This is a genomic window from Cupriavidus sp. YR651, from assembly GCF_900101625.1.
Taxonomy (GTDB): domain Bacteria; phylum Pseudomonadota; class Gammaproteobacteria; order Burkholderiales; family Burkholderiaceae; genus Cupriavidus.
Window position 1 is genome coordinate 1 of the sequence record NZ_FMYZ01000009.1, and the last position, 23071, is coordinate 23071.

At 66.1% G+C, this 23071-nt stretch carries 23 protein-coding genes; 5 read left to right on the forward strand and 18 right to left on the reverse strand.

What is annotated here, in order from left to right; all coding sequences use genetic code 11:
• Positions 1-734 (forward strand): fimbria/pilus outer membrane usher protein (locus tag BLR29_RS22340; protein WP_143018505.1); only part of this gene is annotated, 734 nt, incomplete at its 5' end.
• Positions 735-888: 154 nt separating this feature from the next.
• Here the strand turns inward: BLR29_RS22340 and BLR29_RS22345 are convergent.
• From BLR29_RS22345 to argH, 5 genes are all read right to left on the reverse strand, one after another.
• Complete coding sequence (locus BLR29_RS22345; protein WP_092139698.1) at positions 889-2061, reverse strand: acyl-CoA dehydrogenase family protein; 1173 nt, start codon at positions 2059-2061, stop codon at positions 889-891.
• Positions 2062-2083: 22 nt separating this feature from the next.
• Positions 2084-3016, reverse strand: a complete 933-nt coding sequence (locus BLR29_RS22350) for a Bug family tripartite tricarboxylate transporter substrate binding protein (RefSeq protein WP_255371383.1) — start codon at positions 3014-3016, stop codon at positions 2084-2086.
• A 138-nt stretch (positions 3017-3154) separates the two neighbouring features.
• The gene (locus tag BLR29_RS22355; RefSeq protein WP_092139702.1) at positions 3155-3595 is read right to left on the reverse strand and encodes a cupin domain-containing protein; all 441 of its coding nucleotides are present in this window, start codon (positions 3593-3595) and stop codon (positions 3155-3157) included.
• A gap of 193 nt (positions 3596-3788) precedes the next feature.
• Entirely contained in the window at positions 3789-4757 is a 969-nt protein-coding gene (locus tag BLR29_RS22360; RefSeq protein WP_092139704.1) for a Bug family tripartite tricarboxylate transporter substrate binding protein, read from the reverse strand.
• A 46-nt stretch (positions 4758-4803) separates the two neighbouring features.
• Positions 4804-6312 carry an argininosuccinate lyase gene (gene argH, locus BLR29_RS22365; protein WP_092139706.1) on the reverse strand — a complete coding sequence of 503 codons (1509 nt, stop codon included), beginning with the start codon at positions 6310-6312 and terminating at the stop codon, positions 4804-4806.
• A 138-nt stretch (positions 6313-6450) separates the two neighbouring features.
• Between argH and BLR29_RS22370 the strand changes: the two genes are divergently transcribed.
• Positions 6451-7326: a LysR family transcriptional regulator gene (locus BLR29_RS22370; protein ID WP_092139708.1), complete on the forward strand. Its 876-nt coding sequence runs from the start codon at positions 6451-6453 to the stop codon at positions 7324-7326.
• Between the two features lie 21 nt (positions 7327-7347).
• Here BLR29_RS22370 and BLR29_RS22375 read toward each other — a convergent pair whose 3' ends face one another.
• The 4 genes from BLR29_RS22375 to BLR29_RS22390 form a co-directional block, all read right to left on the reverse strand.
• Entirely contained in the window at positions 7348-8070 is a 723-nt protein-coding gene (locus BLR29_RS22375) for an anaerobic ribonucleoside-triphosphate reductase activating protein (RefSeq protein WP_092139710.1), read from the reverse strand.
• 1 nt (position 8071) lies between these two features.
• Entirely contained in the window at positions 8072-8227 is a 156-nt protein-coding gene (gene nrdD, locus BLR29_RS22380; RefSeq protein ID WP_255371384.1) for an anaerobic ribonucleoside-triphosphate reductase, read from the reverse strand.
• A 32-nt stretch (positions 8228-8259) separates the two neighbouring features.
• Positions 8260-10038 (reverse strand): ribonucleoside triphosphate reductase, encoded by a 1779-nt coding sequence (locus BLR29_RS22385; RefSeq protein ID WP_092139714.1) that lies wholly within the window; start codon positions 10036-10038, stop codon positions 8260-8262.
• A 188-nt stretch (positions 10039-10226) separates the two neighbouring features.
• On the reverse strand, positions 10227-11147 hold the full coding sequence (locus BLR29_RS22390) for a LysR family transcriptional regulator (RefSeq protein ID WP_092139717.1): 921 nt from the start codon (positions 11145-11147) through the stop codon (positions 10227-10229).
• Between the two features lie 157 nt (positions 11148-11304).
• Here BLR29_RS22390 and BLR29_RS22395 point away from each other — a divergent pair, with 157 nt between their 5' ends.
• The 3 genes from BLR29_RS22395 to BLR29_RS22405 are packed head-to-tail and all read left to right on the forward strand — an operon-like array spanning position 11305 to position 14252.
• Entirely contained in the window at positions 11305-12510 is a 1206-nt protein-coding gene (locus tag BLR29_RS22395) for a pyridoxal phosphate-dependent aminotransferase (RefSeq protein WP_092139719.1), read from the forward strand.
• 39 nt (positions 12511-12549) lie between these two features.
• On the forward strand, positions 12550-13542 hold the full coding sequence (locus BLR29_RS22400) for a Bug family tripartite tricarboxylate transporter substrate binding protein (RefSeq protein WP_369804686.1): 993 nt from the start codon (positions 12550-12552) through the stop codon (positions 13540-13542).
• Positions 13543-13553: 11 nt separating this feature from the next.
• On the forward strand, positions 13554-14252 hold the full coding sequence (locus tag BLR29_RS22405; RefSeq protein ID WP_092139723.1) for an RraA family protein: 699 nt from the start codon (positions 13554-13556) through the stop codon (positions 14250-14252).
• Between the two features lie 93 nt (positions 14253-14345).
• On the opposite strand, the gene BLR29_RS22410 is transcribed toward BLR29_RS22405, so the two are convergent.
• The 9 genes from BLR29_RS22410 to BLR29_RS22450 form a co-directional block, all read right to left on the reverse strand.
• Positions 14346-15416, reverse strand: a complete 1071-nt coding sequence (locus BLR29_RS22410; RefSeq protein ID WP_092139725.1) for a LacI family DNA-binding transcriptional regulator — start codon at positions 15414-15416, stop codon at positions 14346-14348.
• Between the two features lie 49 nt (positions 15417-15465).
• On the reverse strand, positions 15466-16467 hold the full coding sequence (locus BLR29_RS22415) for a tripartite tricarboxylate transporter substrate binding protein (RefSeq protein WP_092139727.1): 1002 nt from the start codon (positions 16465-16467) through the stop codon (positions 15466-15468).
• A 35-nt stretch (positions 16468-16502) separates the two neighbouring features.
• Positions 16503-17585: a porin gene (locus BLR29_RS22420; RefSeq protein WP_092139729.1), complete on the reverse strand. Its 1083-nt coding sequence runs from the start codon at positions 17583-17585 to the stop codon at positions 16503-16505.
• A 137-nt stretch (positions 17586-17722) separates the two neighbouring features.
• Entirely contained in the window at positions 17723-18064 is a 342-nt protein-coding gene (locus BLR29_RS22425; RefSeq protein WP_092139731.1) for a cupin domain-containing protein, read from the reverse strand.
• Complete coding sequence (locus BLR29_RS22430) at positions 18061-19038, reverse strand: quinone oxidoreductase family protein (RefSeq protein WP_092139733.1); 978 nt, start codon at positions 19036-19038, stop codon at positions 18061-18063. Before BLR29_RS22430 ends, BLR29_RS22425 begins: the two co-directional genes overlap by 4 nt.
• A 32-nt stretch (positions 19039-19070) precedes the next feature.
• Positions 19071-19955: a beta-keto acid cleavage family enzyme gene (locus tag BLR29_RS22435; protein WP_092139735.1), complete on the reverse strand. Its 885-nt coding sequence runs from the start codon at positions 19953-19955 to the stop codon at positions 19071-19073.
• 29 nt (positions 19956-19984) lie between these two features.
• Positions 19985-20734 carry an SDR family NAD(P)-dependent oxidoreductase gene (locus BLR29_RS22440; RefSeq protein WP_092139737.1) on the reverse strand — a complete coding sequence of 250 codons (750 nt, stop codon included), beginning with the start codon at positions 20732-20734 and terminating at the stop codon, positions 19985-19987.
• A 36-nt stretch (positions 20735-20770) separates the two neighbouring features.
• Complete coding sequence (locus BLR29_RS22445; protein ID WP_092139739.1) at positions 20771-21709, reverse strand: intradiol ring-cleavage dioxygenase; 939 nt, start codon at positions 21707-21709, stop codon at positions 20771-20773.
• A gap of 230 nt (positions 21710-21939) precedes the next feature.
• Positions 21940-23043, reverse strand: coding sequence for a 4-hydroxyphenylpyruvate dioxygenase family protein (locus BLR29_RS22450; protein WP_092139741.1), 1104 nt, complete (start codon positions 23041-23043; stop codon positions 21940-21942).
• Between the last annotated feature and the right edge of the window lie 28 nt (positions 23044-23071).

A 23071-nucleotide genomic window follows, 5' to 3' on the forward strand; every position in this document is an offset into this window, starting at 1 on the left:
GCACGCTCGGCGAGGACAACGCGTTCTCCTACGGCCTGAATGCCGGCTACAACGGCGGTACGGGCAGTGCTTCCAGCGTGGGCGCCAATGCCTCGTATGTGTCGTCGGTGGCGACCGTGTCAGGCAGCGCCAGCGTGAGCGGCGATTACCGGCAGGTTGGCGTGGGCGTCTCGGGCGGCGTGGTGGCCTACTCCGGCGGCGTGGTCTTCACGCCGAGCATGGGCGACACCATCGCGATCGTCGAAGCCAAGGATGCCGCCGGTGCGCGCGTTGCCAATGGCAACGGCCTGCGCGTGGACCGGTGGGGCCGGGCGGTGGTGTCGAACCTGACGCCGTTTGCCCGCAACCAGGTCGACATCGATCCGAAGGGGCTGCCGCTGAACGTGGAACTCAAGTCCACCTCGCAACATGTCGCGCCGACCGCGGGTGCGGTGGTGCGGGTGAAGTACGAAACGGAGAACAAGGGCCGCGCCGCCCTGATCCGCGCGCGGACGGCGGACGGCAAGCCGCTGCCGTTCGGTGCCGAAGTCCTCGACAGCGAAGGGCAGATCGTCGGCACGGTGGCGCAGGCCGGCCGGATCGTCGTCCACGGGCTGCGCGCCGAGACCGGTGCGTTGAAGGTGTCGCTGGGCAACAAGCCGGAAGACGCCTGCACGCTGAACTACGCGCTGCCGCCGACGGTGAAGGGTTCCGCATCGGCATTCACCACCGTTGAGGGTGAATGCGTTCGATAAGCAGGATGGGGGAAACAACAACCGGTTGTCGGAATCGCCCTCGTCCTGAACCCCTGGGCATCTGCCTCAGTAAAAACCCGCCAATCCGGCGGGTTTTTTACTGCCACACCCTGAGCGGAAAGCCCCGGGCCACGCGACTGCGATGGCGTCTCCTTCAATACGATTTCGGCAAGCCGAGCACGCGCTCCGCGATATGGCACATGATCAGCTGTGCGCTGACAGGGGCGATGCGCGGGATATACGACTCGCGCAGGTAGCGCTCCACGTGGTACTCGCGGGCATAGCCCATGCCGCCAAGCGTCAGCACGGCCGTCTGGCAGGCCTGGTGGGCGGCTTCCGCGGCGAGATACTTCGCGGCATTGGCTTCCGCGCCGCACGGCTTGCCATTGTCATAGAGCCAGGCGGCCTTCCAGACCATCATGTCGGCGGCCTCCAGCGCCATCCAGGCCTGCGCCAGCGGATGCTGGATGCCCTGGTTCTGGCCGATGGGACGACCAAACACGGTGCGTTCGCGCGCGTAGCGCGTGGCGGCTTCCAGCGCGGCACGGCCCAGGCCCACGGCCTCGGCGGCAATCAGGATGCGCTCCGGGTTCAGCCCGTGCAGGATGTACTCGAAGCCCCTGCCCTCCTCGCCGATGCGATCCGCCGCCGGCACCATCAGGCCATCGATGAACAGCATGTTCGAATCGACCGCCCCGCGCCCCATCTTGTCGATCTCGCGGACCTCGATGTGCGCACGGTCCAGCGTCGTGTAGAACAGACTCAGCCCCTGCGTGGGCTTGGCCACTGCCTCCAGCGGCGTGGTGCGCGCCAGCAGCAGCATGCGCGTGGCCACCTGGGCCGTGGAGATCCAGATCTTGCGGCCATCCACGCGATACGCGCTGCCATCGGCCGTGCGCACCGCCTGCGTCTTCAGGTGGGTGGTGTCGAGCCCCGCATCGGGCTCCGTGACGGCAAAGCAGGCCTTTTCGCGCCCGGCGATCAGCGGCGGCAGCGCCGCGGCCTGCTGGGCCTCCGAGCCGAACACCACCACCGGGTTCAGGCCGAACACGTTCATGTGGATCGCCGATGCGCCCGAGAAGCCCGCGCCAGACGCCGACACCGTCTGCATGATCAGTGCGGCCTCCGTGATGCCCAGCCCCGCCCCGCCGTACTGTTCCGGCATGGCGATGCCGAGCCACCCGGCCCCAGCCATCGCCTGGTGGAAGGCCTCGGGAAATTCGTGACGCTGGTCGAGGCCGGCCCAATAGTCCGGGCCGAAGTCGCTGCACAACTGCGATACGGCCTCGACAATCGCGTTCTGCTCGGGTGTCCTTTCGAAATTCATGTGGTATTCCCCGTCGATACGGTTATTCGGGCTGGATGCCGGCATCCTTCACCAGCTTGGTCCACTTGACGAGTTCCCCCGCCACGAAGCCGGCAAACTGCTGCGGCGTCTGGCCGAAGGCCTCGAAGCCGAGCGCCTCGAAGCGCGGCGCCACCTCCTTGCTGGCCGCGATCTTCGACAGCTCGCGATTCAGCCGCTCGATGACGGGCTGCGGCGTCTTCGCCGGCGCGAACACGCCATTCCACGACGTGATGTCGAAGCCCTTCAGCCCCGGCGTATCGCCAATCGGCGGCAGTTCCGGCAGCAGCCGGCTGCGTTGCGCGGTGGTCACCGCCAGTGCGCGCATCTTGCCGGCCTTGACGTTCGCGATGCCGGCGGCCACGTCGACGAACATCATCGGCACCTGGCCGGCGATCACGTCCGTCATGGCCGGCGGCGTGCTCTTGTAAGGCACGTGCAGCAGGTCGACGCCGGCCATGCGCCCCAGCGTGGCGCCCGAGACGATACCGGTGCTGTTGCCGCTGGCGTACGACATGCCCGGATGGGCCTTGGCATAGGCAATCAGCTCGCCCACGGTCTTCACCGGCAATTTGGGATTGACGACGAGCATGAACGGCAGGTTGCCCATGCGCGCGACCGGCGCGAAATCCCTGATCGGGTCGTAGGGCAGCTTCTTCATCAGCGACGGATTGGCCGAATGCGTGGTATTCGTCGTCATGAACAGCGTGTAGCCATCCGGCGCGGCCTGCGCCACGAGTTCCGCCGCGATGGCGCCGTTGGCGCCCGGCCGGTTGTCGACCACCACGTTCTGGCCCAGCGCGTCACCCAGTTCCTTGGCCGTGATGCGGGCCACGGCGTCCGTGCCGCTGCCCGCCGCAAACGGCACCACCAGCCGGATCGGGCGGCTCGGATACGCGTCGGCCGCCTGCGCGGCCTGTGGCAACGTCACGGTCATGGCGGGCAGCGCCAGCAAGGCTGCGGCGAGCGTGCGCCGCACGCGGAAATTCGGCATGGTGGTCTCCTTTGGTTTTTTGTCGGATAGCGGTCGATGCTGTGTGAACGAAGCGCGGCCGCAGGGCAAGGCGTGCGGGGATCAGGCCGGACGGATCACGCGGTCTGGCGACTCTTCGTACGGCGGTGCGTAGATCACGAGCAGCTTGACGGGCTCGTCGCTGATCACGGTAAAGACGTGCATCGCGTCGGCCGGGAAGAAGCAGCAGTCACCGGGGCCAAGCTCCTTCGACGCGCCGTTGACTTCGGCACGCGCGCGGCCTTCCAGTACATAGCAGACCTGTTCGATGCCCGGGTGCGCATGCGGCAGCGCGCCCTTGCCTCGCTCGATGGTGCCGTGGATGACTTCCAGCTGTGTGGCGCCGACGTTCTCGCGCCCGATGATGCGACGGTTCAGCGTGCCGACGTGGTTGGCCGGGTGGTAGCCGGCCACCTCTTCGGTGCGAACGAAATAGACGGGGGAATCAGCGGAGGGGGTTTCGGACGAGGCGACCGAAGGGGTGTGGGGTGTTGCGGCGGTCATGGACAAGCTGTCTCCAACGTGGCGCCACATCCTCTAGCGTGGGCGCCTTATTTTCATGTTTGTGAAACATATTTTATTCCCATGAAAAACGACGTCAACTAGGGTGGGCCCGGAGGAAACGTGAAACAAGGCGGTCAGCGCACAAAATCCGAGTGCTCTGGCCGCCCCCGCTACCGCGCGATCAAATGTCTGATCAATCGATCGTGGCGCCGGACTCGCGCACCAGCCTTGACCACTTGACGGTGTCCTGCCGGATCACGCCGGCGAACTGGTCGGGCGTGGCGGTCAGCGGCGACGCGCCTTGCTGCAGCAGCTTGTCGCGCATATTGCTGTCCTGGGCGATGCGCGTAATCTCCGCGGACAGCTTCGCCACCACATCGGCGGGCATGCCCTTCGGACCCACCACGCCAAACCATACGGCCGCCTCATAGCCGCTGATGCCGGCCTCGGCCATCGTCGGCACATCGGGCAAGGCCGGGGAACGCGTGGCGCTGGTGACGGCCAGCGCGCGCAAGCGCCCAGCCTTCACATGCGGCAGCGACCCGGGCAGGTTGTCGAACATGAGCTGCACCTGGTTGGCCAGCAGATCGGCCATGGCAGGCCCGCTGCCCTTGTATGGCACATGGACGATCTGCACGTTGGCCATCGACTTGAACAGCTCGCCCGACAGGTGGTTGGTCGTGCCGTTGCCGGCGGATCCCATGTTGAGCGCGTTCGGATGCGCCTTCGCGTAGGCCACGAGTTCCTTCACCGATTTGGCCGGCACCTTCGGGTTGACAACGAGGATGTTGGGTACGCCCGCAAACAGCGCGACCGGCGTGAAGTCCTTCTGCGCGTCATAAGGCAACCGCTTGTAGAGCGAGGTGTTGATCGACTGGGTCCCGACCGTGCCGAACAACAGCGTATAGCCATCGGCGGGCGCCTTGGCCACGGCGTCGGAACCGATCGTGCCGCCGGCGCCGGGACGGTTGTCGACGACGACCTGCTGACCCAGCGTTTCCGACAGCCGGCTGGCCAGTACGCGGCCCAGCAAGTCGGTCGTGCCGCCCGGCGGGAATGGCACCACCATGCGGATCGGCTTGTCGGGGAAAGATCCCGCGGCAGCCAGGGTGGATCCCAGCGTCAGACAGACAGCAGCCAGCGCGTGCGCAAACGGTTTCATGAGGCAGTTCTCCGGGTCGGACAGGTGTGAAAGAAGTGCGGGCCTGTCATGCGTGCAGGCTGGCGAGTTGTTCGACCGCGTGCTTCATCGTGGCACGATTCGCGCCAATGATGTTGCGCAACGTATCGATGGCGTGGCGGGTGTTCGCGAGTTCGCCGAGTTGGGCCGTGACCTGCTCCCGCACCAGCGCCGGCGCGGGTCCTCCGGCAGCCAGCCGTGCGGCGACGCCATGCACCGGATCGAGGCAGCGGGCCACTGCGGCAGGGGCAAGGTGCAGCGCACGCCCCGTGTGGTGCAGGGCTGCCTTGTCGACCATGGCGCTGTCGATTTCGCAGGCGGGGACGTGGTTGTCCAGCGCGTCGCGGACCACCGCGCCGACAACGTGATGCGCTTCGCGGAACGACATGCCGGCGTCGCGCACGAGCATGTCCGCAAGATCGGTGGCGGACGAGAAGTCGCGGCGCGCGCGGGCCAGCATGGTCTGGCGCTGGGGCGTCGCGTTGGCGAGCACGAGCCGCAGCAGGTCCACGCATCGCCCGCTCTCTTCCATCGCTTCCCAGAAGCTGCGCATCGTCTCTCGGTTGCCGTCGCCCGAGTGGCTGAAATGGGTGCCCTTGAGCGCCGCCAGCGACGCGGTCAGCAGGCCGACCATGTGGCCGCCCTTGCCTTTCAGGTACTCGAGCACGACCGGATTTTTCTTCTGCGGCATGATGCTCGACGTACCAGCCACGCTGTCCGGGAAGTCGACCAGGCCGAATTCCGGCGTCGACCAGACATACAGGTCCTGCGCGACGCGGCCCCACGTCACGGTGCCGATGGCCACGGCGGACAGGATTTCCCAGGCGAAGTCGCGCGACGCCACCGCATCGAGCGAATTGGCGACCCACGTCGAGAAGCCGAGCCAGCGTGCCGTGGCCGCGCGATCGATCGGAAACGCGGTGCCCGCCAGCGCGCCGGCGCCGAGCGGACAGGCGTCCAGCGCGTCGAGCGCGCGTTGCAGCCGTGCCATGTCACGCCCGATCGCGTTGGCCACGCCAGCCAGGTAGTACCCGTAGGTGATCGGCTGGGCGGCCTGCAGATGCGTGTAGCCGGGCATCACCACGTCGGCATGTTCCGACGCCCTGTGCAGCACCACCTCGCGCGTATCGGCCAGCCCTGCCAGCAGCGCCAGCACGGCGTCACGGGCGCGCAACCGGTCGTGCGTGGCCAGAATGTCGTTGCGGCTGCGCGCGATGTGCAGGCGTCCCCCCGCATCGGCGCCGGCCACGTCCATCAGGCGCGCCTCGTAGTTGAAATAGGCATCCTCGCGTTCGGGGTCGAGCGGCACGGCGTCGGCGCCCGCCTGCTCGATCTGCAGCAGCGCGTGCGCCAGGGTCGATGCCACCTCGTCGGGCACCAGCCGCGCGCCGTGCAGCATCAGCAGGTGCGCCTGGTTGATGTCCGTGAGATAGCGGAACCCGCTGCCGAACTCGCGCTTGAGGCGCGGCAGGTAGATGTGCTCGCAGACCTCGGGGGCGGTGGTCTGCGTCAGGCGGCGGCTGACCTTCGATTCCATACAACGTTCTCCTGTGTGTTGGAACCCAGTATGGGAATCGCATCGTCATATCGTCAAATTCGTATTTCTGCAGTCGCCATGCGGATTTGATATACCATCGCCGCACACTTCCCCGACGCCGTTCACCCCCGTTGACCGATGAATTTCAAGCAGATCGAAGCCTTTCGCATGGTGATGCTGTCCAGCTCGATGACCGTAGCGGCCACGCAGCTGCACACATCGCAGCCGAACATCAGCCGTGTCATCGCCCAACTCGAACGCGAAACCGGATTCAAGCTGTTCACGCGGATCGCGGGCCGCCTGACGCCGACCGTGGAAGCCGAAGCGCTGTTCCGCGACGTCGAGCGTGCGTTCGTGGGGCTGGACAGCCTGCAAGCTTCGGCGCGCTCGATCCGCGCTGCGGGCGTGGGAACGTTGCGCATCGGCACGGTTCCGTCCATCGCGATGACGGTCATGCCGATGGCGATCCGACGCTTTCGCGACCGGCATCCGGATGTGCCCATTGCCGTGCACACGAGCGACTCACCGACCGTGGCGAAATGGACCGAACAACGCTTCTGCGATGTCGGGCTGGTGTCGTATGTGGTGGAGACGGCGGGCATTCGCAGCGAGTCGCTGCGTCGTGAAGCAGGCGTCTGCATCGTGCCGGCCAGCCACCGGCTCGCGCGCAAGCGGCGTGTGAATGCCGGCGATCTCGATGGCGAGCAGTTCATCTCGCTGACGCATGGCGACGGCACGCGCGCCACCGTCGACGCGGCCTTCGTATCGGATCGGCGCGTGCTGACGCTGGAAACGCCCTACGCGGCGACGATCTGCACGATGGTCGAAATGGGCCTGGGCCTCAGCGTGGTGAATCCCGTGGTGGTCCGCAGCCTGAAGCTACCGGGCGTGAAGGCCATCCCATTCGATCCCGCGATCCCCTTCGAGAGTTTCGTGCTGCACAACCAGCAGCATCCGACGCCGGCGCTGGCGGAGGTTTTCCTCGATGACGTGCGGCACGTCACGCGGGCTTGAGCCACCGACCACGACGGCGCCTCAGGACTCCCGAAAGGAGAACGTCGTGAACCACGACGCAAGCGTGTCCCGGGCCTGCGCGCTCAGGTCGGCACCGGGCATCGCCACCGGTCCGGCACGGCAAGCCTGCACCGCATAGTGCCGCACGCCTTGCTGCGCAAGCGTGCGCGCCAGTGCCAGCAGGCGCGCCTCGCTGAGCCAGGCTGGGTCCCAGGTCGTACGGCATTCGAAAGGCGTGGAAGCACCGAGCAGCAGCGCCAGGCTTGCCTGGACGCGCTGAAAACCGCCCGGCCGGCCAACCAGCGCGTCGTGCGTGTTCGCATCGGCCTTGATATCCAGCCCGACCCAGTCCAGTAGGGGCAACACCGTGGCGAGCCGGTCGGGGTAGATGCCGGCGGTATGCAAGGCAACCTTGAAGCCGAGCGCCCGGACGGTGCCGGCCAGCGTCGGCAGTTGTGCTTCGCCGAGCGGTTCGCCGCCGGAAAAGACCACGCCGTCCAGCAGGCCGGCGCGGGTCTTCAGCCAGTCCACCACCGCCGGCCACTGGTATGCCGCATGGCGCCGCTGCAGGTGGGCGTTGTGGCAATAGCCGCAACGCCACGGGCAGCCGGAGAGGAACAGCACCGCCGCCAGCTTGCCGGGCCAGTCGACGCTGGAAAACGGCACCAGCCCCGCCAGTGCCGGGGCGCCGCGCGGTGCCTTGCCCGCGGCGGGCGCCGCGAAAACACAGGCGGCGGCGGTCATCTCAGCGGCAGGCCGCTTCGGTGAAGAAGCGTCGCTCATGGAATTCCCCCTGCTTGCCGGTGTTGAAGGATGAGACCGGCCGGTGGTAGCCCATCACGCGGGTCCAGACCTCGCAGCGGGTCCGCAGCGCGGCATCGAGGTTGAGCGTGGCAGGCATGGCGGATGTGTTGGACGGGTGCAAGGCGGCGTTCATGTGAGCTCCTTTTCGAGGTGGGTTTGCGGCGCATCGGCCGCGGCTTGGCTGCGTGCCAGCAGTTCGGCATCGCACTTGGGACAGAATTCGTGGTGCCCGCTCAGGTAGCCGTGCTTCGGGCAGATCGAGAATGTGGGCGTGATCGTGATGTACGGCACGCGAAAGCGCGCCAGCGAGCGCCGCACCAGTTCCTTGCAAGCGTGCGCACTGGAGACGGCCTCGTTCATGTAGAGGTGCAGCACGGTGCCGCCGGTGTACTTGCCCTGCAGCGCCTCCTGCATCGCCAGCGCGGTGAACGGGTCGTCGGTGTAGCCGACCGGCAGTTGGCTGGAATTGGTGTAGTACGGCTGCTCCGGCGTGCCGGCCTGCAGGATGCCGGGCCAGCGTTTGCGATCCTCGCGCGCGAAGCGGTAGGTGGTGCCTTCGGCCGGCGTGGCTTCCAGGTTGTAGAGATGGCCGGTGTCTTCCTGGAAATCGACGATGCGCACGCGCACGTGATCCAGCACCCGGATCGCCATGGCGTGCCCGGCCGGCGACGTGATGTCGTCGGCATCGTCGGAGAAGTTGCGGATCATCTCGTTGATGCCGTTGACGCCGAGCGTGCTGAAGTGGTTGCGCAGCGTGCCGAGGTAGCGGCGCGTATAGGGATAGAGCCCTTCGTCGATGTAGTGCTGCACCACGCGGCGCTTGTCTTCCAGCACGTCGCGACCGAGCGCGAGCAGGCAGTCCAGCGCCGCCAGCAGGCCGGCTTCGTCGCCGCGATGCAGGTGGCCCAGCCGCGCGCAGTTGACGGTGACCACGCCCACCGAGCCGGTCTGCTCGGCCGAGCCGAACAGGCCGTTACCGCGCTTGAGCAGCTCGCGCAAATCGAGCTGCAGGCGGCAGCACATCGACCGGACCATATGCGGTTCCAGGTCCGAATTGACGAAGTTCTGGAAGTACGGCAGCCCGTAGCGCGCCGTCATTTCGAACAGCTGCGCGGCGTTCGGATGGTCCCAGTCGAAATCCCGCGTGATGTTGTAGGTGGGGATCGGAAACGTGAAGGCCCGGCCGCGCGCATCGCCCTGCATCATGACTTCGATGTAGGCGCGGTTGATCATGTCCATCTCCGGCTGCAGGTCGCCATAGGAGAACGGCATTTCCTCGCCAGCGATGTACGGCACCTGGCCAGCCAGGTCCTGCGGGCAGGTCCAGTCGAACGTCAGGTTGGTGAAGGGTGTCTGCGTGCCCCAGCGGCTGGGCACGTTCAGGTTGAAGACCAGCTCCTGCATGGCCTGCCGCACCTCGCGGTAATCCATGCCGTCGCGGCGCACGAACGGCGCCATATAGGTATCGAAGCTGGAAAAGGCCTGCGCGCCCGCCCACTCGTTCTGCAGCGTGCCCAGGAAATTGACGATCTGCCCGATCGCCGCCGACATGTGCTTCGGCGGGTTGGCCTCCACCTTGCCGGGCACGCCGTTGAATCCCTCGGACAGCAACTGGCGCAGCGACCAGCCGGCGCAGTAGCCGGAGAGCATGTCGAGGTCGTGGATATGCAGGTCACCCTCGCGGTGCGCGTGGGCCGCCTCCGGGCTGAAGATGTGCGACAGCCAGTAGTTGGCGGTGACCTTGCCCGCGACGTTCAGGATCAGCCCGCCCAGGCTGTAGCCCTGGTTGGCGTTGGCGCGCACGCGCCAGTCGCGCTGGGCCAGGTATTCCTCCATGGCGCTGCCCACGTCCACCTGCTCGCCCGCGGCCGGCGCCGGCACCCTGCCGGCTTGCTGATGATCGCTCATGGTTACCCTTATGTAGTGTGTGCCGCGAAGATTAGCACTACATATAGTGGTTGTTGGGGTGAGTGAGCGGAAGTCTGCCTGCGGTTTGACGGCCGTCAAGCGGGGGTGGGAAGCGGCTTTGTGCAAGGGCTGGATTTGCGCGCGGACAAATCCATGTCGGCATTTGGGGCGGCCCGTGCTTCCTGTGGCTAGACGTTGCCGGCCGCGACGTCATGCGGCCCTCGGCGAAAGTCACAGACATCCTGGCTGGCCTGCGCGATCGCTTCGAGAGCCCGACTGAATTCGTCATGACGGAACACCGCGGAGTAGACCAGCGGCGGCGGCATGGGATCGCTTTCCACCACGCGCAGGAGCCCCTTCTCGATATCGGCGGCGAAGTAGTCGAGCGCCAGCTGGCTGATGCCAAGCCCCTCGATCGTCAGCGCCCGCAGCACCATCAGGCTGTTGGTCGAGAATGCCTTCTTGAAGCGGAATCCATGCTCGCGACGCCACGCGCCGTAGTAGGCGTTCTTGGCCGAGCCGGCCGATTGCTCCAGCACCGGATACTCGGCAAATTCCTCCGGCTTCAGCGGCCGGTCAGGCAGCGACAGGCGGGGGCTTGCCATCCAGAGGTCCTCCACCCGGCCCACCTCGACGGACTTGTAGGCCTCCCCCCAGAACGTTCCGGGCAGGATCGCCATATCGATCTTGTTGGCCTCCAGGTCTTCGAACAGGTTCATCCCGGCGTCGACCACGGGTTCCAGCTGTATGGCCGGATGGCGCAGTTTCAACTCCCGTAGCAACTCGGTCAGCCATGTCAATGCGATCAACTCGGTCACGCCGATTCGATAGGTGCCCTTGATCTCGTCCGCCTGGCCGACCTCGGCCGCGATGCGCTCGCGCAGACGCATGGCTTCTTCCGCGAGGCCCAGCAAGCGGTTGCCGGCATGCGTGGGAACCAGCCCCTTGGGCATGCGATGGACGAGCTGGACACCCAGCTCCTGTTCGAGCTCGCCAATCCGCTTGGACATGGCCGATTGCGTGGCGTGGAGCTTGGTCGCTGCGGCGCTGAACGAGGCGCAAGTCACGCTGAAATAGAAAGCTTCGAGCTGCTTGAACGTCACATGCATGGGGGCGGATGCGGGTCGGTTTCGTCTTCCATATTCTCGCACCGCCTGACAGCTCATCAGGAAAAAATGGAATACATCCGCAATCCGATTTCTCGTTTGGGCGCGGCAAACCGATCGCGGATACTTTCCTCACGCCTTCGCCCCTTCCGAGACACTCATGCTGCAACTCACTGATCGCCTTCATCGTATCAAGCCCTCCCCCAGCTCCATGGCGGGGCAGCGCGTGCGCGAGCTTCGCGCCGCCGGACGCGATGTCATCGGCCTGACCGCCGGAGAACCCGACTTCGACACGCCACTCCATATCCGCGAAGCGGCCTGGGAGGCGATGACGGCCGGCAAGACGCGCTACACCGACGTAGGCGGCACCGCCGACCTGCGCGAGGCCGTGGCCCGCAAGTTCCGCCGCGAAAACGGCCTCGACTACACCGCCAGCGAAATCATCGTCAGCACGGGCGCCAAGCAAGTTATCTTCAACGCCGTCCTCTGCACCGTGCAGCAAGGCGACGAAGTCATCATTCCCGCACCGTACTGGGTGTCATATCCCGATATCACCTTGCTCGCCGGTGGCGTACCCGTTTTCGCGCCTTGCAAGCCGGAGAACGGTTTCAAGCTGACGCCGGAAGATCTTGAACGCGCCATTTCGCCGCGGACGCGCTGGCTGGTCCTGAATTCGCCCAACAACCCGAGCGGGGCCGCCTACACCCGCGAGGAACTGACCGCGCTGGCGGAAGTCCTGGCGCGGCATCCGCATGTGTGGATCATGACGGATGACATCTACGAGCACCTCATGTACAGCGATGCCGGCTTTGTCACGCTGGCGCAGGCAGCGCCCTCGCTGAAGGATCGCACGCTGACCATCAACGGCGTCTCCAAGGCCTACGCCATGACGGGCTGGCGGATTGGCTATGCGGGCGGCCCCGCGGCCCTGATCAAGGCGATGGTCAAGCTGCAGTCGCAGAGCACATCGGGCGCCAATGCGATTGCGCAAGCCGCGGCACTCGCGGCGCTGGAAGGCCCCCAGGACTTTATCGCCACCAACCGCGCGGCCTACCAGGCGCGCCGCGATGCCGTGGTCACGGCGCTGAACGAGATTGACGGCATTTCGTGTGAAGCCCCCGACGGCGCCTTCTACGTCTTTGCCTCGTGCGAGGGTCTGTTCGGCCGGCACACGCCTGACGGCAAGGTCATCCGCAACAGCGACGACTGGGTGTCCTGGCTGCTCGAATCCCAGAACCTCGCCGTGCTGCAGGGCTCCGCCTACGGCGTCGACACGCATTTCCGGATCTCGTTCGCCACCAGCATGGCGCAACTTGCCGAAGGCATTCGCCGGATCGCAGCGGCTGCCACCGCACTGATTCGCTAAGTTTCCACGTCGTATTGATCGCCCCCACCTGCCGAAACCATGAAGACCTTCCTGAAACGCCTCTGTTCTCCACGCGCCATGCGTATCGTCGCGACCGCGTTGCCGCTGCTGGCCACCGCCGCGCACGCCGAGGAGCCCTATCCCTCGAAGCCGGTGCGCATTCTCGTGGGCTTCTCCCCGGGCGGCTCGAACGATATCGTGGCGCGCCTGATCGCGCCGAAGCTGGCCGATTCATTGGGCAAGCAGGTCCTGATCGACAACCGGCCGGGCGCGGGTGGAAATATCGCTGCCGACACCATGCTGAAGGCGCCGGCCGACGGCCATACGCTGATGATCTGCACCACGGGAATGCTGTCGATCCAGCCGTTCCTGCAGAAGATGCCCTATGACCCGCAGACGGACATCATCCCGGTGTCCCTGATCGCCAACACGCCGTATATCGCCCTGATCAATGCCGGCTTGCCGATCCACAACGTCAAGGAGCTGATCGCCTACGCCAAGGCGAACCCGGGCAAGCTCAACTTCGCCTCGTCCGGCAATGGCACGGCAGGCCACCTGGCCGGCGAAATGCTCAAGCTGCGTGCCGGCATCGACATCATGCACGTCCCGTACAAGGGCACCGGGCAAGCCATGACGGACCTCCTGGGGGGTCAGGTCTCCCTGATCTTCGACCAGCCGATCAGCTCCCTGCCCTACGCGAAGTCCGGCAAGCTGCGCGTCCTCGGGGTGGCGGCATTGCAGCGCCTGAAATCGCTGCCGGACGTGCCGACATTCGCCGAGGCAGGCGTGCCCGGGTTCGACCCGGTGGCATGGACCGGCCTCTGCGCAGCCAAGGGAACGCCGCCCAGCGTGATCGCCCGACTGCAACGCGAAGTCCAGCAAGTCCTGCGCCAGCCCGACATCGCGCAGCGCCTGAGCCAGGACGGCATGGAAGTCGTCGCCAGCACCTCGGAGAATTTCCGGGAGTTCCTGGTTTCCGACAAGCGCAAATGGTCCGGCGTCATCAAAGAAGCCAATGTCACGCTGAACTGAGAGATACAGATATGGACGCCAACGCCCGGCAGAACGAAATTGCCCGCGATATCGAGCGGGTCTCCCCGGACCTGGTGGCACAGGCCGCCCGGTTCGCCTCCTCTATCCTGGCCGACGTGGCCGGCCGCCGGGGCGGCATGCATGGCCGCATCACGCCGCTGGATGCACGCAGCCGCTTCTGTGGCCCCGCCATCACGGTCGAGGTCCGGCCCGGTGACAACCTGATGATCCATGCGGCCATGGCGATTGCACGTCCCGGCGACGTGATCGTCGTCGACGGCAAGGGCGACCAGTCCTGCGCCCTGATGGGCGCCATCATGGTCAACCAGTGCAAGGCCATCGGCGTGCAGGCCGTCGTACTGGACGCCGCGTCCCGCGACGCCGACGAAATCCGCGAACTTGGCTTTCCGATGTACTCGGTGGGAACGAACCCGAACGGGCCGACCAAGCTGGTCCCCGGACGCGTCAATCATCCGATCCAGTGCGGAGGCGTGACCGTCAACCCGGGTGACCTCGTGATCGGCGACTCGGACGGCGTGGTCGTGATCGAGCGCGACAAGGTGCCCGCGCTGCTCGCCCTGGCCGCCGAGAAAGTCGAGGCGGAGCGCGCGCGTATCGATGGCATCCGCTCCGGCAAGGCGCTGCGGCCGGCATGGCTGGATGCGTCGCTCCGGGCCGCGGGCGTACTGGAGGTGGGCGAAACGCTTTGATCCGGATGTTCCGGCAGCCTGTGTAAGAGGGAAGACATCGGCTGCCGGATGCCGCGCGTCAGGCCGAGGCAGGGAGGCTCGATGCCAATTCGCCTATGCCGGCGAAGGCGCGGCGGTCGACCCGCGAATGATCAGTTCCGGCGTCAACGCCACGGTGACCGAGGGACTCTCCGGTTTGTCGATGTTCCGGAGCAGCAGCTTTGCTGCCTGCTCACCCATCTCATGGACGGCAATGCGGATCGTCGTCAGCGGCGGCGTCAGCGCATCGACAAACGGCATGTCGTTGTGGCCGATGATGGAGACATCGTCGGGGCAGCGAATGCCGTGCGCCCGCAGATGGTCATAGCAACCCATCGCCACGAGGTCATTGCCGGCCGCAATTGCCGTGAGGCCCGGAAGTGCGTCGAATAACGCCGCGCACGCGTCGCGCCCGGCTTCGCGCGAATAGCTTCTGGCTTCCACCACCGCATACTCGTCGCGACGCAGCCGCTTGCGTTTGACCGCCTGCAGGAAGCCCTCGCGCCGCAGGTGCCCCGTGGACAAGGTCTCCGGACCCGCGATATGACCGATGCGGCGATGTCCCAGCGAGACGAGGTGGTCGACGGTCAGGTTCATGGCCAGCAAACTGTCACTGACCACGCATGAGGCGCGGCCGGTGTGTTCGCCCCGGTTGACCATGACCACGGGGATATTCAGCTTGAGGCAATAGTCGAGGATCGGGTCGTCACGCTCCGCCGTGGCCAGCACGAGCCCTTCCACTTGCCGGCCAACCATCTGGTCGATCACGAAACGCTGGCGCGTCTTGTCCGAGCCCGCGTTGACGACGATCGGCACATAGCCGTGGCTGGCCAGCACCGACTCGATACCGGCGAGAATCGGCGGAAATACCGGGTTGGCGATATCCGGGAGCACCACGCCGACCAGCCCCGAACGCTGCGTGCGCAACCCGGCGGCGATCCGGTTGGGCCGGAATCCGCGCGCCTCCGCCACTTCCAGGATACGAGCAGCCACTTCGTCGGCCACCAGGTGCCGCGTCGCGGGATTCATTACCCGCGACACGGTCGAGTAATGCACATCGATCTCTGCGGCCAGATCTTTGAGGGTGAGGCGTTTGCGCTCGGGCATGGCGGCGGCCGGGACGGGGGCGGGTTGGCGATGCGCCATTCTAGCTTCCCCCCGGCCCCGCCACGCCGCTATTGCCTCTATTGCCGCCCTATTGCCCGCCCTGCACCCCCGACTGCCGCACCACTGGCGCCAGCTTGCCGATTTCCGCCTGGATGTAGGCGGCAAACTCCTGCGGCGTCATGCCGTGTGCCTCCGCGCCCTGCGCGGCCAGGCGCTCGCGCACGTCCGGCGCCGCGAGCGCCTTGCCGATCTCGGCGTTCAGCGCATTGACGATTTCCTTCGGCGTGCCTGCCGGCGCGAGCACGCCAAACCAGGAGTCGAAGGCATAGCCCGGCAGGCCGGATTCCGCCACCGTCGGGATATCGGGCAGCGCGCCGGCCCGTTTGGCCGTAGTCACGGCCAACGCACGCAACTTGCCCTGCCGGACAAATGGCATGGCCGATACAGTCGGCGCAAACATCATGTCGCCGCGCCCCGCCATCACGTCGGTCAGCGCCTCGCCCGTCCCTTTGTAGGGGATATGGACGATATCGATGCCAGCCTGCATCTTGAACATCTCTCCGCTCAGGTGGGTGGAACTGCCGGAGCCGGCCGAATCGAAATTCATGGTGCCCGGCTTCGCCTTCGCCGCGGCCACGATGTCGCGCACGGACTTGTACTGGCTGCCGGCATTGACCACGAGCACATTGGGGACCGTGGCCACCATCGACACCGGGGTGAAGTCCTTGAGCGTGTCATAGCCGAGCTTCGGATACAGGGTGGCGTTGATCGCATGGCCGACGGAGACCAGGATCAGCGTGTAGCCGTCCGGCGCGGACTTGGCCACGCCGGTGGCGCCCAGCGTGCCGCCCGCGCCGGGCCGGTTGTCGACGATCACCTGATAGGTGCCGCCCTCGCCCATCTTGCTGCCGATGATGCGCGCCAGGATATCGGTGGCGCTCCCTGCGGAGAATGGCACGACCAGCCGGATCGGCTTGGTCGGGTACTGGGGCGGCGCCGCCGCGACACCTCCGGCGGCAAGCGCGCCGGACGCCGACAGGGTCAGCGCGGCGCGAAGCACCAGCGTCTTGCGTGATAGAAATCGGATCATCGTTGTCTCCTCGCAATGCGATATCGGGGATGGCGTCAGAAGAAATGACGCATGCCCAGGGCGAACGTTTGCGGATCGGCGCCAGCACTGACGCCGAGTTCGTTGATGGCGAAGTCGTAGATCGCGTTCTTCTTGTTATTGATGCGGCTGTAGTACGCGAACAGCGCGGTGCGCTTTGACAGCGGGTAGTCATAGCCGACCGTGAACTGCATGGCACCGGTCTCGGACCCGCTGCGGAAGAATCCGATGGTGTCCGTGGAAGACCCCGTGCCATTGGCCGCGAACGCCACGCCGACCCGCACGCTGCCCGGGCCCAGTTTCTGCACCAGCGACGTGTAGTACGCGTTGCGCTGCAGGTCGCCGCTATCGGTGCGGTAATGCAGGTGCTCGTAGACCGCCGCGATGCGCGTGCCGGCGAACAACTGGTAGGCGATGCCGAACTTCAGCGCGTCGTCATTGCGGCCGGCCGCCTGGTAGTGCTGATGCATTTCGTACGCCACCGTGGCATTGAGCGGCCCGTTGTCATAGCTCGCGGCAGCCGAGTACAGCGCCGGATTGCGCGGCACGGTCGTCTTTTCCTCCGGCAGGCCCCAGCCCAGCGACACGCTGAAGCCGCCGAACTGCGGCGAGCGGTACTGCAGGATGTTCTTCTGGCGCCGGTCGAACGAGCTGGTGTCCTGCACATTGTCCGAACTCGACGTCGAGCCATTCCCGATCAGCGCCATGTAGCCGGCCGTGGTGGGGTAATACGGGTCGTAGCCCGCCGTCGATTCGGTATAGGGCGTCTGCCAGTGCCCCATGAACAGCAGACCGTACTGGCCCTGCAGGCCGATGCGCGAATTGCGCCCCGCGATCTGCCCCTGACCGGTGTCCAGCGAAAGGTTGCTCTCGATCTGCCAGACCGCCTTCAGCGATCCGCCGAGATCTTCCTCGCCGCGCAGGCCGAAGACCGAACGGTTGTTGGTCAGCCGGCCGGTACCGCCAAGTTGCGTCCCGTCCGTGGCGGTACTGGCGCGCGAGTACTCGATCGCCGTGTTCAGGCGACCGAATATCGTTACCGACGTATCCGCGGCGGCATCGCTGGCGAAGCCCGCTGCCGCGACGGCCAGCGGCAGCATGCGGCATCGCCTGAAGGGGGTGCTTATCAAGGTTGTCTCCTCTAGTTTTTTGTGGGGGAAATCGTTATCGAGGCCTGTGCCGCATCGCTCGCGGGCTCGTGAAGCAAACGTTTGCAGCATCAGGCAAAAAAATGGGGCTACGCCTTGGGATAGGGCATCGCCAGCAACAACATGGCTGGCCGGTTATGAGGGTTGTGGATTTGCCGGGCCTCACCGGGCGCCAGCCGCACCGAATCGAACTGCCCCAGCGTCACGCTTTCCTCCGGGGTATGGATGCAGACCTCCCCTTCCAGCACGACGTAGTGCTTTTCCACGGGCGATGCATCCATCGAGGTGTGGCCGCCAGGCAGGATGACCGATACGCCCATCCACAGCGCCTCGGACGGGCCGGCTTCGTGCCCCTGCAAGCGCAGGCAATGCATGCCTTCGTGGTTGGCCGGGAAGTACGCGGGAGCCAGCGAGAATCGCGTCGTGTTCATGGCTTGAGCACCACGCGTTCGGTCGCGCCCTGCAATACCGCGCGATACGCGGCCTTCGCATCGGCCAGCCCATAGGTGTAGTCGGCCAGCACGGGGAACGGCTTCAACGCCCCCGAGGCAAACATCGGCGCCAGCTGGTCGAGGATGGCGGCACAGGCGCTGCTGTCCATCGCGAGCGTATCCACGCCGACGTAGGTGTGCTGGCCACGGTAGAACGCGAAGATGTCGAACGGAACGGGCTTCTCGATCGTCGAGATGAAGATCTGCGTCGCGCCGATGGCCATGGCGAGATTGGCCTGCTCGAAGTAGGGACTGCCAACCGTGTTGTAGACGATATCGGCGCCATGGCCGCCGGTTTCACCCCGGACGACTTCCGCAATGGATTCGCGGCTCGCGTCGATCATGCGCACGGCGCCGGTGGCGTGGCCCCGGTACGGTTCCGCACCGCGCTCCACCGCGAATACGCGCGCACCCAGTGCCGTGGCGATCTGGATGGTCGCCTGCCCTACCTTGCCGTTGCCACCGCCCACCAGTACCGTATCGCCTGCCTTGGGCATGCCGGCGCGGCGCAACCCCTCATAGGCCGTGATGAACGGCACGCCGACCGCGCCAGCCTCCGGCAGAGATAGCGTCGCCGGCTTGGCGCGCACCGCCCGTGCATCGATGTGCAGGTATTTGCCGTGCGTACCATCACGTCGAATACCCAGTTCGCCGCCGCTGCCCCAGACCTGCAAACCGATCATCTGGCTGGGGCCGTCGATGACGATGCCGGCATAGTCGCGGCCCGGCGTGCGCGGCCACACGGCGTGCGGCATCATGCCGAGCGTCGCCTTAACGTCGCTGGGATTCACCCCTGCGCACGCCACTTCGATCACACACTCGCCATCGGCGGCCTCGGGGCGCGGCACGCCCACCAGCGGGAGTTCGAGGGCGTCGATGCTCGGCGCCTTCTGGTTGACTTGAATCGTGTTCATTCGGGTTCCTGGTTGTCGTAGGGGATCGGATGTCAGGCGTCACGCAGCCCAAGCGCACGGCGAGCCTCGGCCGGCGACGCGATATCGCCGCCCAGAGACTTGACGATGTCGCGCGCCTTGGCCACCAGCGCGGCATTGCTGGGCGCCAGCACGCCTTTTTCGAGATAGATGTTGTCCTCCAGCCCGACGCGCACGTGGCCGCCGGCCAGCCACGCCTGCGCGACGATCGGGAACTCCGCGCGGCCGATACCAAACGCGGACCACTGCGCGCCGGGCGGCAGCATGTTGCGGGCATAGAAGAGGGTTTCCGGCGTCGGCGCGAAGCCGTACTTCACGCCAAGCACGAAGGTCCATAGCCCCGGGCCTTCCAGCACGCCGTCGCGCATGAAATCAAGCGCCATGTTCAGATCGCCGGAGTCGAAGATCTCAAGTTCCGGCATGACGCCCGCGGCGCGAATGACCTCGGCCATCTTGCGCACGTTGGCTGGCGTATTGATGACCACGTCGCCGCCGGAGTTCATCGTGTTCAGGTCCAGCGAGCACACGTCCGGACGCAGCGCCGCGATGTGCTCGACCCGTCGGGCCGGATGCAGCAGCGTGGTTCCGGGTGCGGCCACGCGCGGGTCGTTCTCGTCCGGCACGAAGCGCCCGCCGGGCCCGGTCGTAAGGTTGATGATCAGCGAGCGGTTGCGTGCGCGAATGCGGTCGATGACGTCGGCGTAGTACTCGAGCTTCATCGACGGACGGCCCGTTTCCGGGTCGCGCACGTGAATATGCGCGGCGGCGGCACCGGCCTCGGCGGCTTCGAGCGCTGCGTCGGCGATCTGCGCCGGCGTAACCGGCAGGCCGGGATGCTGCGCGGGCGTGACGATATTGCCGGTCACCGCGCAGGTAATGATGGTCTTGCGTGCGTGCATGGAGCGTCTGAAGGTAAGGGAGAAAGGGTTCAGCCGAGCTGGCGGCCGCCATCGACCACGATGGTCGTGCCGGTGGCAAAGCGCAGCGACGTGGCGCAGGCGACGATGGCATCGGCCACGTCCCGAGGCTGGCCGATGCGCTTCAGCGGCGTGGTCTTTGCCGCGCGGTCGTTGAAGCTGCTGTCGCGGCCGGGCACGAAAGCGGTATCGACCACGCCGGGCGAGACGTTCAGCACGCGGATCTCCGGCGCCAGCGCACGGCCGAGCGACATCGCCATGACATCCAGGCCGGCCTTGGCCGCGCAATAGGCCACGTTGCTGCCTTGCCCCGTGCGTCCGGCGATGGAGCCGACATTGACCACCAGGCCATCGGCATTGGCCCGCAGCAGCGGCGCGAACGCGCGAATGGCCGCGAACTGGCCACGCCAGTTGACCGCGAACAGCTCATCGATCAACGCATCGTCCAGCGCATCGAGATCGGCGTGCGGCACGGCTTTCGTGAAGCCGGAGGTATTCACCAGGATATCGGCGCGGCCGTAGTGATGGCGTACGTCGTCCGCCAGTTGCCGGAGCGAAGCACTGTCACTCACTTCCGCGCTGGCCGCGAGATGGTTGCCAGCGGAGAGCGCCGCCACGGCGCGTTCCGTACGATCCGCGTTGCGGCCGGTCAGCACGACGCTGACGCCCAGTTCTGCCAGCGCACTGCCAGTGGCAAAGCCGATACCGCCGCTGCCGCCGAGGATGACGGCGACCTTGCCCGAGAGGGAGTTCATATGCATGGGATTTCAGGGTTGGGGAAATCGGGAGTGGCGCCGTCAGTCGATCGGCGGCTTGGGAAAGGTCTGCACGCCGGGTTCCAGCGTGAAATCGAAGGCCAGCGTGTAGAACGGCGCCGGCAGATTGCCCCACGGGCTGCGCCCCTGCTCGACGCGATGAAAGGTTCCCACCAGTTGCCGGTGGACGCCGAAGGTGACGTCGCTCTCCAGGATGTCGGAGTCATCGGCAAAGACCTGCGTCACCAGCGTCCGATAGCCGGGCGCGGACACGATGAAGTGGATATGCGCAGGCCGGTAAGGGTGGCGCTGCTGCGCGTCGAGCAGCTTGCCGACCGGGCCATCCGTCGGCACCGGATAGCCCGCCGGGCGCACGGTGCGGAAGTGGTAGCCGCCGTCCATGCGCGCCTGGAAGCAGCCACGCAGGTTGCGATCGGGCTGATTCGGGTCCTGGTTGTCGTAGAGGCCCACGGGCGACGCTTGCCAGACGCTGATCGTCGCCCCTGCCAGCGGTGTGCCATCCGTCCCGCGCACGGTGCCGCTGACGAACAGCGGAAGACCCGGGGTGTCGTCCTGCACGACGCAGTCACCGCAGTCATAGCGCGGCGCGTTGTCGCGGTAGAACGGCCCCAGCAACGCACCCGGCGTGCGTCCGTCGCGGGTGCTGTTGTTCATCGTCGTGACCAGCGTGGAGAGGCCGAGCACATCGGCGGCCAGCACCACTTCGTTGTTGGTGGCATGCGTGGCATGCCCCAGCGCGGCGATGAATTCGAGCCCCAGTTCGAACTCCTCGTCGGTGGGCCGCACTTCCCGCAGGAAGTCATGCAGATGCCGCACCAGCGCCGCCATTACGGTGCGCAGGCGGGGGTTTTCCGTATTGGCCATCGCGGCCATCACCACCGGGGTCACCGACTGCTCGTCGTCGATCAGGGACAGTTTCCCGGCCAGTGCCGCTTTGCCTTCCAGCTCAATCGTTTCCATCAATGCCTCCTTTGCAAACGTTTGCATTATGATCGGCATGGCGCAGAGATCAAGAGGAAATTTGCGGGGGAACGTATCCCCTTCGTCACCTCAACGAAATACTTGCAATGAAATCAGGTGGTTGGCGCGCGTATCAGGCAAAACCCCAAGTCGGCGCGGCAGCACTCTCCCGCCCTCCGCGCGCCACGCCTGCGGATTCCATCGTCGATGCGATGGAATCGGGAACCCAGTCAACGCGGAGCCAGGGCCGCAAGCACGGGAAGGTTGCCCTCGCCAAATCCGTGGTGCCCGTCGCGCTGGACGATCTCGAAGAAGAACTCGCCGGCCTCTCGCCGTACAAACGCCTGCTGGAACGCTTCGCGCACGCCGTCGTCGCGTATCGCGCCATCCACGAGCACGCCAAAGCGCCGAAGCGCCGCGAGATCGAGTCCAAGCCACGGCAGCCGCGCAGCCGCCGCGTCGTAGTACGCGGGCGGCGGCTCCACGAACTGCACACCGTTGGCGGCCAGCGCCGAGGCACTGGCCAGCATGTCGTCGGTGGCCAGCGCGATGTGCTGGACGCCCTCGCCGTGCTGATCCGAGAGATATCCGCGCATCTGGTCGTGGCGCGGCGTGCCTTTCTCATACAAGGGAATGCGGATCTGGCCGCAAGGCGAGATCAATACGTGCGAACCGTCGGGCGCATGCCAGTGTGGATTGACTTCGTGCAACGCCCGGAAGCCCAGCACGTTCCGATAGAACTCCAGCCACTCGTCTAGGTGACCGGGCTCCACGGCCTGCGCCAGGTGATCCACGCGCGTCAGACCCGCACCGGGCACACGGCCCGCTTGCGGCAGCGGGCGGAAATCCACGTCGTAGATGGAAATATCGCCGACGTCGCCCGGCTGGCCCTCCTTGCCGCGCCAGCGATCGATGAAATAGATGATCGACTGCCCGATGCCCTGGATGGCGGGGATGTTCAGCTCCATCGGCCCCACCGTGCCACCTTCGAAGGGCCATGCCCCCGCATCGATCGCCCGGGCAAATGCGGTGGCGGCGTCATCCACGCGAATGCCGATGGCGCAGATCGACAATCCGAATTCGCTCGCGTAACGCATCGCAAACGAATCCGGCTCGCCGTCGACGATGAAATTCATCTCGCCCTGGCGATACAGCCTGACCGCCTTGTGGCGATGCCGGGCAATGGCGGCGAAGCCAAAGCGCTCGAATGTCCGCCCCAACGCGGCCGGGTCGGGCGAGGCGAATTCGATGAACTCGTAGCCCTGGATACCGAGTGGGTTGTCCCAGGTCTGGAAGGCGTCCGCGCGCGAAGAAAAGGCATCTGCGGCGTTCATTGTGGTGGCTCCTGTGGCGTGGCTTGGG

What these genes read in the sequence shown, in the direction of transcription:
- BLR29_RS22345 (WP_092139698.1), bottom strand. Translation starts at nt 2,061, where the DNA reads ATGAATTTCGAAAGGACACCCGAGCAGAACGCGATTGTCGAGGCCGTA.
- BLR29_RS22350 (WP_255371383.1), bottom strand. Translation starts at nt 3,016, where the DNA reads ATGACCGTGACGTTGCCACAGGCCGCGCAGGCGGCCGACGCGTATCCG.
- BLR29_RS22355 (WP_092139702.1), bottom strand. Translation starts at nt 3,595, where the DNA reads ATGACCGCCGCAACACCCCACACCCCTTCGGTCGCCTCGTCCGAAACC.
- BLR29_RS22360 (WP_092139704.1), bottom strand. Translation starts at nt 4,757, where the DNA reads ATGAAACCGTTTGCGCACGCGCTGGCTGCTGTCTGTCTGACGCTGGGA.
- argH (WP_092139706.1), bottom strand. Translation starts at nt 6,312, where the DNA reads ATGGAATCGAAGGTCAGCCGCCGCCTGACGCAGACCACCGCCCCCGAG.
- BLR29_RS22370 (WP_092139708.1), top strand. Translation starts at nt 6,451, where the DNA reads ATGAATTTCAAGCAGATCGAAGCCTTTCGCATGGTGATGCTGTCCAGC.
- BLR29_RS22375 (WP_092139710.1), bottom strand. Translation starts at nt 8,070, where the DNA reads ATGACCGCCGCCGCCTGTGTTTTCGCGGCGCCCGCCGCGGGCAAGGCA.
- nrdD (WP_255371384.1), bottom strand. Translation starts at nt 8,227, where the DNA reads ATGCCTGCCACGCTCAACCTCGATGCCGCGCTGCGGACCCGCTGCGAG.
- BLR29_RS22385 (WP_092139714.1), bottom strand. Translation starts at nt 10,038, where the DNA reads ATGAGCGATCATCAGCAAGCCGGCAGGGTGCCGGCGCCGGCCGCGGGC.
- BLR29_RS22390 (WP_092139717.1), bottom strand. Translation starts at nt 11,147, where the DNA reads ATGCATGTGACGTTCAAGCAGCTCGAAGCTTTCTATTTCAGCGTGACT.
- BLR29_RS22395 (WP_092139719.1), top strand. Translation starts at nt 11,305, where the DNA reads ATGCTGCAACTCACTGATCGCCTTCATCGTATCAAGCCCTCCCCCAGC.
- BLR29_RS22400 (WP_369804686.1), top strand. Translation starts at nt 12,550, where the DNA reads ATGAAGACCTTCCTGAAACGCCTCTGTTCTCCACGCGCCATGCGTATC.
- BLR29_RS22405 (WP_092139723.1), top strand. Translation starts at nt 13,554, where the DNA reads ATGGACGCCAACGCCCGGCAGAACGAAATTGCCCGCGATATCGAGCGG.
- BLR29_RS22410 (WP_092139725.1), bottom strand. Translation starts at nt 15,416, where the DNA reads ATGGCGCATCGCCAACCCGCCCCCGTCCCGGCCGCCGCCATGCCCGAG.
- BLR29_RS22415 (WP_092139727.1), bottom strand. Translation starts at nt 16,467, where the DNA reads ATGATCCGATTTCTATCACGCAAGACGCTGGTGCTTCGCGCCGCGCTG.
- BLR29_RS22420 (WP_092139729.1), bottom strand. Translation starts at nt 17,585, where the DNA reads ATGCTGCCGCTGGCCGTCGCGGCAGCGGGCTTCGCCAGCGATGCCGCC.
- BLR29_RS22425 (WP_092139731.1), bottom strand. Translation starts at nt 18,064, where the DNA reads ATGAACACGACGCGATTCTCGCTGGCTCCCGCGTACTTCCCGGCCAAC.
- BLR29_RS22430 (WP_092139733.1), bottom strand. Translation starts at nt 19,038, where the DNA reads ATGAACACGATTCAAGTCAACCAGAAGGCGCCGAGCATCGACGCCCTC.
- BLR29_RS22435 (WP_092139735.1), bottom strand. Translation starts at nt 19,955, where the DNA reads ATGCACGCACGCAAGACCATCATTACCTGCGCGGTGACCGGCAATATC.
- BLR29_RS22440 (WP_092139737.1), bottom strand. Translation starts at nt 20,734, where the DNA reads ATGCATATGAACTCCCTCTCGGGCAAGGTCGCCGTCATCCTCGGCGGC.
- BLR29_RS22445 (WP_092139739.1), bottom strand. Translation starts at nt 21,709, where the DNA reads ATGGAAACGATTGAGCTGGAAGGCAAAGCGGCACTGGCCGGGAAACTG.
- BLR29_RS22450 (WP_092139741.1), bottom strand. Translation starts at nt 23,043, where the DNA reads ATGAACGCCGCAGATGCCTTTTCTTCGCGCGCGGACGCCTTCCAGACC.